This window comes from Stenotrophomonas sp. NPDC078853, assembly GCF_044901215.1.
Lineage (GTDB): Bacteria > Pseudomonadota > Gammaproteobacteria > Xanthomonadales > Xanthomonadaceae > Stenotrophomonas > Stenotrophomonas lacuserhaii.
Genome location: NZ_JBJDOQ010000006.1, coordinates 190,424 through 200,983, shown reverse-complemented (window position 1 = coordinate 200,983; position 10,560 = coordinate 190,424). Strand labels below are relative to the sequence as shown.

Genomic DNA, 10,560 nt, shown 5'->3' with positions numbered 1-10,560 from the left:
CGCATGGGTGAGGGCGCTTTGCTTGCGAAGCACGGCTTCGCAAGCGCCCGAACGCACAGCCGCCCAGCGGCTGGGCCGGACCCCGGAGGGGCAGCTCTTGCCGTCCCCCGACCAGCCCCATCGCCCGCCCCCAAGCACGTAGCCAACTGTACGAAGCCACCCGCGAGGGGGTCACACCCGTTCGACCCACCGTCACCGCATAATGGCGCCCCGCATCCCCGGATCCCCCGTGACCAACGCGATTCCCGCCCTGCAGCCGCTGAGCACCACCGACCGCATCACCGTGATGGACATCCTGCGTGGCGCCGCCCTGTTCGGCATCCTGTTGATGAACATCGAAGCGTTCACCGGTCCACTGGACCTGTCCTTCACCGGGGTGGATCCGCACTGGCACGGCATCGATTACCTCGCCGACGCGCTGGTGTATGTGTTCGTGCAGGGCAAGTTCTTCCTGCTGTTCTCGCTGTTGTTCGGCGCCGGATTCGCGGTGATGGCCCAGCGTGCACAGGGCGCCGGGCGGGACTTCACGCCGATCTACCTGCGTCGCAGCGTCGCCCTGCTGCTGATCGGCGCCTGTCACGCGCTGCTGGTGTGGTCCGGCGACATCCTGCTGGTGTATGCGCTGCTGTCCTTCCTGCTGCTGGGCACGCGGCGCTGGCCGTTGTCGATGCTGCCGGCGATGGGCGCGCTGGTGTATGCCTTCGCCGTGGGGCTCAGCCTGCTGTTCGCGCTGCTGGTGTGGGCGGCAGCGCGCGGTGGCAGCCCGCTGGACAGCGCCGGCAGCATGCGCGCGGCGCAGGAGGTCATCGAAGCGCAGCGCCTCGCCTATGGCCAGGGAAGCTGGGCGCAGGCCAATGTGCAGCGCTTGGCCGACCTGCGCCACATGATCGGCGGCATCCTGATCACCGGGCCGGAGATCTTCGGCATGTTCCTGATCGGAGCCTGGTTCGCGCGCAGCGGTGCACTGGCCGACCCCACGCGCTTTGCGCCTCTGTACGCGCGCCTGCGCTGGATCGCCATGCCCGTGGGCGTGGCGCTGATGCTGGCCAGTGCCGCGTGGCACCCCTACCTGGCGCCCGGCGAGTTCACCGTACAGACCGGGCTGTCCTACGCGCTGGCGGCGGTGGCTAGCCTGCTGATGGCGCTCGGCTATCTGGGCTGGATCGTGCACGCGCGGCACGCGCTGGGCTGGCTGGCCGCCCCGGGGCGGATGGCGCTGACCCACTACCTGCTGCAGTCGCTGCTGTGTACCTGGCTGTTCTTCGGCTATGGCCTGGGCTTCTTCGAACAGCTGCCGCGGGCGTGGCAGCTGATATTCGCCGTGGCGTTGTTCGCGCTGCAGGTGGGCATCAGCCACGTGTGGCTTGCACGCTTCGGCCATGGCCCGATGGAGTGGCTGTGGCGGGCGATGACCTACCTGCAGTGGCCGCCGCTGCGGCGCACGCCGCAGGCGCGCTGATCGGGCACCGTCACGTCTGGCGCGCGGCCGCTCGTGGCATGCTTTGCACTGGCACCCCCTGTTGATGCAACGAAGCGAGCGAGCCCGATGACAAGCACTGCGCATGACTACGATCTGATCGTCCTGGGGGGCGGATCGGGAGGCCTGGCCGCTGCCTTCCGCGCGGCACAGCACGGCAAAAAGGTGGCGATGCTGGAGCCCGGCGAGCTGGGCGGCACCTGTGTCAACGTCGGCTGCGTGCCGAAGAAGGCGATGTGGCTGGCGGCCGATCTGGCCGGACGCATTGGACTGGCACGTGCAATGGGCTTCGACGTCCCGCTGCGTCCGGCGCTGTCCTGGAAGGAACTCGTGGTGCATCGGCAGGCCTATATCGAGAACATCCATGTCAGTTATCGCAAGCGCCTGGACGAGACCGGCGTAGTGCGCGTGCCACGTCGTGGGCGGCTGGTGGATGCGCATACCGTGGAGTGCAGCGACGGAGTACGCCTCAGCGGCGAGCACATCCTGCTGGCTACCGGCGCGCACCCGCAGCGTCCGGACATCCCCGGCGCGGAACTGGGCCTGGTCTCGGATGATTTCTTCAATCTGTGCGACGCACCGGCGCAGGTCGCCATCGTCGGCGGTGGCTACATCGCGGTGGAGCTGGCCGGATTGCTGCAGGCGCTGGGTAGCCGGGTGACCCTGCTGGTGCGCGGTGGTCGGCTGCTGGACCGCTTCGATGGCGAACTGGCGGCGCAGCTGGCCGACAACCTGTGCCACCAGGGGGTGCGCATCCAGTTCAACTACCGCCTGCGTGGACTGCAGCGCGACGATGACGGCCAGCATGTGCGCGTGCTGGGCCACGATGGTCCGCTGGACAGCGTATTCGACACGGTGTTCTTCGCCATCGGCCGGCGCGGCAACTCCACCGATATCGGCCTGGAGCAGGTCGGTGTGGCGGTGGGTGACCGCGGCGAGGTGATCGTCGATGAGTGGCAGGACACGTCCGTGCCAAGCATCCACGCGGTGGGGGACATCGGCGGCAAGGTGGGCCTGACGCCGGTGGCGATCGCCGCTGCGCGGCATCTGATGGACCGGCTGTTCGGCGGCAAGCCGGACGCGAAGATGGACTATGAAAACGTCCCCAGCGTGGTGTTCTCGCATCCCCCGTTGGGCATGGTCGGCCTGGGAGAAGAGGAGGCGCGCGCCCGTTACGCCGAGGTGCGCACCTACCACAGCAATTTCCGGCCGATGCTGCAGGCGCTGGCCGACGGCACCCAGCGCAGCATGTTCAAGCTGGTCTGCGTGGGCGCCGAGGAGCGCGTGGTCGGCGTACACCTGCTGGGCGAGGCGGCCGACGAGATCCTGCAGGGCTTCGCGGTGGCGGTGAAGATGGGCGCGACCAAGGCGCAGTTCGACGACACCGTGGCGATCCATCCCACCTCCTCGGAAGAGATCGTGCTCATGCGCGGCTGAGCGCGTAGTGCCAACCTCGGTCGGCATGCAGCAGGACGAGCAGGGCGGCGCGCATGCGATAATCGCGCGCTGCATGAGCGCCCCTTCGCATATCGCCACCTCGTCCACCCGCATCGCGCTGGGAGGCATCGGGCTGGCTGCGATCGGTGCGGTGGCAGCGTCCGGCAAGGCCGTCATCGTGAAGCTGGGCCTGCGCCATGGCGTGGATCCGACCACTTTGTTGGCGCTGCGCATGGCGATGGCGTTTCCGCTGTTCCTGCTGCTTGCCTGGTGGTCCTCACGCCGTGCCGCATCGCTGGGCTGGGCTGACCGCGCACGCATCCTGTGGCTGGGTTTCACCGGCTATTACCTGTCCAGCTGGCTGGATTTCCAGGGGCTGCAGTACATCAGCGTGACGCTGGAACGACTGATCCTGTACCTCAACCCGACCCTGGTGCTGCTGATCAACGTACTGCTGGCGCGGCAACGCCCGGGCCGTTGGCAACTGGCCGCGCTGGCGCTCAGTTACGCCGGCGTACTGGTGGCGTTCGGCCACGACCTGCAGCGCGAAGGCGGGCAGATCGTGCTTGGCAGCCTGCTGGTGCTCGGCAGTGCGATCAGCTACGCGCTGTATCTGTTCGGCAGCGGGCAGGTGGTGGCGCGCATCGGCGCTGTGCGGCTGACCGCGCAGGCCAGCTGCGTGGCCTGCGTGCTGGTGCTGCTGCATTTCGGCCTGACCCATCCATGGCCGCTGCTGTGGCAGGCACCGGCAGCGGTGCAGTGGCTGTCGCTGGTCAACGCAACGGTCTGCACGGTGCTGCCGGTGATGGCGATCATGCTGGCGGTCAAGCGCATCGGCTCGTCGCTGGCCGCGCAGGTCGGTATGCTCGGGCCGGTTTCCACGATCGTGATGAGTCTATGGCTGCTCGACGAACCGATGGGCCCGGCGCAGATCGCCGGCACCGTGCTGGTGCTGTGCGGGGTGCTGCTGGTGACCCGCCTGCGGCGCTGACCCCGGAGCAGGCGCGCGAGCGCATCCTGGCGGTGATCCGCGCCATTCCGGCCGGGCAGGTGATGGGATACGGGCAGGTTGCCGCGCGCGCCGGGTTGCCGGGCAGGGCGCGGCTGACCGCGCGCGTGCTGGGCATGAACGATGATCCGCAGCTGCCGTGGCACCGCGTGCTGCGCGCGGATGGCCGCATCGCCATGCCGGAAGGTTCGCGCGGCTGGCGCGAGCAGAGCCAGCGCCTGCGTGCCGAAGGCGTGGTGGTGGAACGAGGGCGCGTGCGGATGCCTGCGCTGGATCCGGCGCAGGCGCTGGACGCGGAGATCTGGGGGCCGCGCTGAGCGCGTCAGCGGGCTGAACGCATGAGCGGCTGAAGACAACGCCATCCACGGGCGCTGCCGTTATGATGGAGGCCGTTCCAGAGGATGCCTCCATGCTTCCGCGACTGCCCACCGTTACCAAGGCGTTGCTGATCGCCAACGCGATCCTGTTCCTGCTGCAGCAGCCGTTCCTGCTGGGCGATGCGACCTTCGCACCGTTCATGCTGCAACCGCTGCAGGGCAGCTTCGATGCGTTTTCGCCCGGCGGCAACTTCCAGCCGTGGCAGCTGCTGACCTACGGTTTCCTGCACGGCAGCTTCGGCCACCTGTTCTTCAACATGCTCGCCGTTTTCATGTTCGGCGCACCGCTGGAACAGACCTGGGGCGAGAAGCGCTTCCTGACCTTCTACCTGGTCTGCGTGGCCGGCGCGGGCCTGTGCCAGCTGCTGGTGGGCAGCCTGATGGAGAATCCGGCGACGGTGCTGGGGGCTTCCGGCGGCGTGTTCGGCCTGTTGCTGGCCTACGGCATGCTGTTCCCGAACCAGCGGGTGATGCTGCTGTTCCCGCCGATTCCGATGAAGGCGCGCACCTTCGTGATTTTGTTCGGCGTGGGCGAACTGGTGCTGGGCGCCACCGGCTGGCAGCCGGGCGTGGCCCACTTCGCGCACCTGGGTGGCATGTTGTTCGGCTGGTTGCTGATCCGCTACTGGCGCGGCCAGCCGCCGTTCAAGCCGCGCCCACCGGGCCCGCCGAAGCGCCCGAACCACCTGCGCTCGATCAAGTAAGACAGGCCCGGGGAGTGGCGGCCGCTGGCCGTCACGTGCGCTCACCGGATGGCGGCCTCGATGGTGGCGATGTCGATCTTGTGCATGCTCATCATGGCGTCGAAGGCGCGCTTGGCCAGCGCCTTGTCTTTACTGGTGACGGACTCCAGCAGGATGCGTGGGGTGATCTGCCAGGACACGCCCCAGCGATCCTTGCACCAGACGCAGGCGCTTTGCTGGCCCCCGTTGCCGACGATGGCATTCCACAGCCGGTCGGTCTCGGCCTGGTCTTCGGTGGCAACCTGCAGCGAAAACGCTTCGGTCTGGCGGAAGGCGGGGCCACCATTGAGGCCGACGCAGGGCAGCCCGCAGACGGTGAACTCCACCGTCAGCACGTCGCCCTGGCTGCCTGATGGAAAGTCGCCGGGCGCATGGTGGACGGCGATCACCCTGCTGTCCGGGAAGGTCTGTGCGTAGAAGGTGGCCGCATCCAGCGCGCCGTTGTCGTACCAGATGCAGACCGTGTTCTTGTGGACCATGGTGGTGCTCCCGAAGGGACGAGCGTGCAGCGATAGCACGGCCGCTGTTAATCCCGGATCGTGCTCTACCGAGCCGCTGCCACGCTACCCTGTCGGCAGCGCGGACAGGGACGCAACGCAGGTGAAGATTCTCATCCTCGGGGGTTACGGTGTGTTCGGCGGGCGGCTGGCACAGCTGCTGGCCGACCTTCCCGCAGTGGAACTGCTGATCGGCGGGCGCAACCTGGCCGCGGCAACGGCGTTCTGCAAGGTGTTTGCGGGCCAGGCCCGGGTGCGGCCGCTGCAGCTGGATCGGCGCGCGCTGGCGCCTGCCCTGCAGCAGGAGCAGCCGCACCTGGTAGTGGATGCCTCCGGGCCGTTCCAGGCCTACGGGGCCCAGCGCTACGCGTCCATCGCCGCCTGCATCGCGGCGGGCATCGACTACCTGGACTTCGCCGACGCGGCCGATTTCGTTGCCGGCGTCGGGCGCTATGACACACAGGCCAAAGCGGCCGGGGTGTTCGTGCTGTCCGGCGTCAGCAGCTTCCCGGTGCTGACGGCCGCGGTGCTGCGGCAGATGGCGCGGCACATGGACATCACCCGCGTGGAAGCCGGCATTGCGCCCTCGCCCTACGCCGGCATCGGTCTGAACGTCATGCGCGCGGTGGTGGGCTATGCCGGCGCGCCGGTGAAGCTGCGTCGCGAGGGCCGCGATGCACACGGCATCGGCCTGGCCGAGAGCCGGCGCTTCACCGTGACGGTGCCGGGCAGGGTGCCGCTGCGCAACCTGCGTTATTCGCTGGTGGACGTACCGGACCTGCAGGTACTGCCGCCGGAGCATCCGGCCATGACCGATATCTGGATCGGTGCCGGACCGGTGCCGGAAGTGCTGCACCGGATGCTCAACCTGCTGGCCGCCGCGCGTCATCGCCTGCGCCTGCCTTCGCTGCAGCCGCTGTCCCCGCTGTTCCATCGGGTGCTGAACCGGATGAAGTCCGGCGAGCACCGCGGCGGCATGATCGTACGCGCCACGGGGCTGCGCGCGGGCGTGTCCATCGTGCAGAGCTGGCACCTGTTGGCCGAGGGCGATGACGGTCCGTACATCCCGTCGATGGCCATCGAGGCAATCATCCGCAAGCTGCTGCAGGGGGAGCGCCCTGCGGCGGGTGCGCGCGCGGCAACGCATGCGCTGGAACTGGCGGACTATGAGCGGCTGTTCGAAGGCCGCAGCATCCACGTCGGTTTCCGCCATGAGGTATCCGGCGCCAGCCTTTACCAGCGCGTGCTGGGCAGCGCGTATGCCAGTTTGCCGGCGAGCGTGCAGGCCCTGCATGCGCCTTCGGCACCGAAACGCTGGCACGGCTCCGCGCGCGTGGAACGGGGCAGCGGCATGCTGTCGCGGTTGTTGGCAGCGGTGTTCGGCTTTCCCCCGGCGGGCGAGCAGGTGCCGGTGATCGTGGAGTTCACCGAGGAGGCCGGTGGCGAGCGCTGGACACGCCGCTTCGCCGGCAGGACCTTCTCTTCGCTGCAGACCGCGGGCGTGGGCCGCAACGAAGCCCTGCTGGTCGAACGCTTCGGAGTGATCGACGTCGCCCTGGCGCTGGTGGTGGACGGCGGCCGGCTGCAGTTGCTGCCGCGGCGCTGGTCGGTGTGGGGCGTGCCGTTGCCGCGATGGCTGTTGCCCGGTGGCAACAGTTTCGAAGCGGACGTGGACGGTCGCTTTGCCTTCGACGTGGAGATCGCCGCGCCGCTGGTGGGGCGGATCGTGGCCTATCGAGGAACGCTGGACGCGCACCATGAGTGAAATGCGGATGTCGCGAGTGGCCGGGACCCCGCTTCCGGCTGTCGCGCCTGTGTGACCGGGGCAAGCTGATTGCGTAACCGAGCGCCGTCATCGACCCCGAAATGCCCTCATGTCGTTTTCGTCATAGGCCTGCGGTTCAGCTGCTTGTTCAACTTGCGTTGCAGATCTGCGGTGGACCGCGGCCTGCTTCCCCTTGGACAAGGAGTTTGCATGAGCAGCATCAAGCGGGCCGCAACATTGAAGCGGACCAGCATCGTCGTGGCCCTGATGTCGATCATCGGCGCGGCCTCCGCACAGAGCACCACCGGCTCGCTGTACGGCAGCGCACCGGGCGCTGCGGGCGCTTCGATCATCGTGGAGAGCGACAGCGGCCTGAAGCGCACCGTGGAGGTGAACGCCAACGGCCGTTACACCCTCGGTGCGCTGCCGGTCGGCAAGTACACCGTGACCCTGCAGCGCGATGGAAAAGTGGTGCAGCAGCGCGACAACGTGCAGCTGAAGGTCGGTGCAGGCACCGATGTCTCCTTCGCAGAAGCGGCGGCCACCACGCTGGAAACCGTGACCGTGACGGCGGCCCAGCTGCCGAAGATCGATGTCACCAACACCGTCTCGCGCTCGGTGATCACCTCCGAACAGCTGGATGTGCTGCCGCTGGGCCGCAGTGCCGAAGCGATCGCGCTGCTGGCGCCGGGCGTGGTCGCCGGCAGTGGCGCGTTCGTCAACGGTTCGCGTTCTTCGCTGTCCTTCGGCGGCGCCAGCGTCACTGAGAACGCGTACTACCTCAACGGCTTCAATGCCACCAATCCGCTCAACAACATCGGCGGGGTCAGCCTGCCCTACGGCTCGATCGACCAGCAGGAAACCTTCACCGGCGGCTACGGGGCCAGTTACGGACGCTCCACCGGCGGGGTGATCAACCAGCTCGGCAAGCGCGGGACCAACCAGTGGCATTACGGTGTCCAGGCTACTTGGCAGCCGGGTTCGCTGGCCGAATCGCCGCGCGATATCCGCTACCCCGGTGCTTCGCTGCCGCCCGGCTATGAACTGCAGGATCCCACCCTTCCCGGTTCGCTGTACCGTTCGCGACGCGGCGACAGGGCCGACCGGACCACCTACAGTGGCTATGTCAGCGGCCCGCTGATCGAAGACCGGCTGTTCTTCCACCTGGCCGGCGAGTACGACCGGTCCAGCGGTGTTCTGACCAACAGCATCGAGTCGGCCCAGCAGGGCAGGCGGCATTACACCCTGGATGCGCCGAAGTTCTACGGCAAGATCGACTGGAACATCAACGACAGCAATACGCTGGAGTACACCCGCATCCAGAATACGGATCGCTACGACGCCTACTACCGTGCCTACGACTACCCCACACGGCAGGAAGGCGAGCGCACCGGCACGTTCGCCAACACCACCAAGCTCAAAGACAACTTCGATATCTTCAAGTTCACCAGCTACCTCAGCGAGGACCTGACGCTGAGCGCGCTGTGGGGGCGCAGCAGGCAGCGCAACCTGGACGCGAATCCGCTCGATTCGTCCAATCCGTTCATCAGCGGCGCCAACAACCAGGATCCCTCCATCACCGGTGGCACGCCGATCCGCAACGACCAGCCCGCCATGAATGACAAGGCTTCCAATGCGGGCAGCAACACGCGCGGCCTGCGCGTGGACCTGCAGTACCGCATCGGCGACCACGAGCTCACCGCCGGCATCGACAACATGACCTTCCAGGCCAACAACGAGGGCCAGGCGATGACCGGTCCCGGCCATGCGTGGATCTATTCGCGCGTTGCCCCGGGCTCCTCGCCGTCACCGGGCTTCGGTATCACCCCGCCCGGCGGTGACGGCTACTTCGTGCAGAAGTACATCTTCTCCACCACCACCAGCATGTCGCTGCAGCAGAAAGCGTACTACCTGGAAGACCGCTGGCAGGTGACCCCGGACTGGCTGCTGACCCTGGGCCTGCGCAACGACAAGTTCACCAACTACAACAGCGCCGGTGTCGCCTATGTGGAAAGTGGTGACCAATGGGCCCCGCGGCTGGGCGCGGCGTGGGATGTGTTCGGCGATTCCTCGTTGAAGGTATTCGCCAACCTGGGGCGCTACTACCTGGCGCTGCCCAACAGCGTGGCCATCCGCGGTGCATCGGCGTCGACGTATACCCGCGAATACTTCACCTACAGCGGCATCGATGCCAACGGCAACCCGACTGGCCTGACCGCGCTGGGACCGGGTCCGGTCTCTTCCAACAACGAGTACGGGCAGACGCCTGACCCGCGCAGCGTGGCGCCGGCGGACCTGAAGTCGCAATACCAGGATGAGCTGATCCTGGGCTTCGAAAAGACCCTCGGCGATTCCTGGAACAGCGGCGCCAAGGCGACCTACCGCCGCCTGCAGACCGCGATCGACGACACCTGCGATGCCGGCCGCATCGGTGAAAAGCTGAACGCGATGGGGGTGGATTCCAGCACGCTGGATATCCCCGGCTGCGTGATCTTCAACCCAGGCAAGCGCAACACCTTCCTGTTGAAGAAGCGCGACGGCTCGGGCTATCTCCCGGTGAGCATGAGTGGCGAAGATTGGGGGCTGGGTGGGCAGAAGGCCAAGCGTGACTATATGGCGGTGGACCTGTTCATCGAGCACCCGATGCGCAACAACTGGTACGGCCGCGTGGACTACACCTGGTCGCGCAACTTCGGCAACACCGAGGGCCAGGTGAAGTCGGACCTGGGCCAGAACGATGTGTCCAAGACCCAGGATTGGGATTCGTCGTACCTGATGGAATACGCCGGCGGCTACCTGGCCAACGACCGTCGCCACCAGTTGAAGGGTTACGGGGCCTACCAGTTCACCGACGAATGGACGGCCTCGGCCACCCTGCGGATGATGTCCGGTGCACCCAGGACGTGCCTGGGATACTACGGCGCCGACGAGAGTGACCCGGTCGGTTACGGATCGTCGTACCACTACTGCAATGGCAGCCCGTCGCGTCCTGGCGATGCCGGTCGGCAGCCGTGGACCGCGCGCGTCGACCTCGGTGTGATGTATCGCCCTGCGTTCGCGCAGAAGCGGCTCGCATTCGGGCTGGATGTGTTCAACGTGCTCAACCAGCGCCGCCCGCTGCAGTCCGAGAGCAAGTATGAGCAGGGCCCGTACACCGTCTCCAACCTCTACGGCGTCGGCACCTACTTCACTGCGCCGCGCTCGGCCCGGCTGACCGCCTCGTACGATTTCTGACAATCAGACGCTGCACCGGCC

Annotated in this window: 8 protein-coding genes; 7 read left to right on the top strand and 1 reads right to left on the bottom strand. The window is 67.2% G+C overall.

The features are described 5' to 3' along the window. The first annotated feature begins 202 nt into the window (after nucleotides 1-202). The 5 genes from ACI2JH_RS09110 (at nucleotide 203) to ACI2JH_RS09090 (ending at nucleotide 5,004) form a co-directional block, all read left to right on the top strand. Nucleotides 203-1,459 (top strand): DUF418 domain-containing protein, encoded by a 1,257-nt coding sequence (locus tag ACI2JH_RS09110; protein WP_404736006.1) that lies wholly within the window; start codon nucleotides 203-205, stop codon nucleotides 1,457-1,459. 87 nt (nucleotides 1,460-1,546) lie between these two features. Continuing rightward, a complete protein-coding gene (gorA, locus tag ACI2JH_RS09105; RefSeq protein ID WP_404736005.1) occupies nucleotides 1,547-2,914 on the top strand; it encodes a glutathione-disulfide reductase in 1,368 nt (455 codons plus the stop codon). 73 nt (nucleotides 2,915-2,987) lie between these two features. Then, complete coding sequence (locus ACI2JH_RS09100) at nucleotides 2,988-3,905, top strand: DMT family transporter (protein WP_404736010.1); 918 nt, start codon at nucleotides 2,988-2,990, stop codon at nucleotides 3,903-3,905. Further along, entirely contained in the window at nucleotides 3,812-4,240 is a 429-nt protein-coding gene (locus ACI2JH_RS09095; RefSeq protein ID WP_101100674.1) for an MGMT family protein, read from the top strand. Before ACI2JH_RS09100 ends, ACI2JH_RS09095 begins: the two co-directional genes overlap by 94 nt. Nucleotides 4,241-4,332: 92 nt before the next feature. Continuing rightward, nucleotides 4,333-5,004, top strand: coding sequence for a rhomboid family intramembrane serine protease (locus ACI2JH_RS09090; protein WP_042614086.1), 672 nt, complete (start codon nucleotides 4,333-4,335; stop codon nucleotides 5,002-5,004). Nucleotides 5,005-5,045: 41 nt separating this feature from the next. Here ACI2JH_RS09090 and ACI2JH_RS09085 read toward each other — a convergent pair whose 3' ends face one another. After that, on the bottom strand, nucleotides 5,046-5,522 hold the full coding sequence (locus ACI2JH_RS09085; RefSeq protein ID WP_404736004.1) for a VOC family protein: 477 nt from the start codon (nucleotides 5,520-5,522) through the stop codon (nucleotides 5,046-5,048). Nucleotides 5,523-5,643: 121 nt separating this feature from the next. Here ACI2JH_RS09085 and ACI2JH_RS09080 point away from each other — a divergent pair, with 121 nt between their 5' ends. Both ACI2JH_RS09080 and ACI2JH_RS09075 read left to right on the top strand, forming a co-directional pair. Beyond that, nucleotides 5,644-7,305 (top strand): DUF4166 domain-containing protein, encoded by a 1,662-nt coding sequence (locus ACI2JH_RS09080; protein WP_404736003.1) that lies wholly within the window; start codon nucleotides 5,644-5,646, stop codon nucleotides 7,303-7,305. Between the two features lie 210 nt (nucleotides 7,306-7,515). Then, a complete protein-coding gene (locus tag ACI2JH_RS09075; RefSeq protein ID WP_404736002.1) occupies nucleotides 7,516-10,539 on the top strand; it encodes a TonB-dependent receptor domain-containing protein in 3,024 nt (1,007 codons plus the stop codon). Nucleotides 10,540-10,560: the final 21 nt, after the last annotated feature.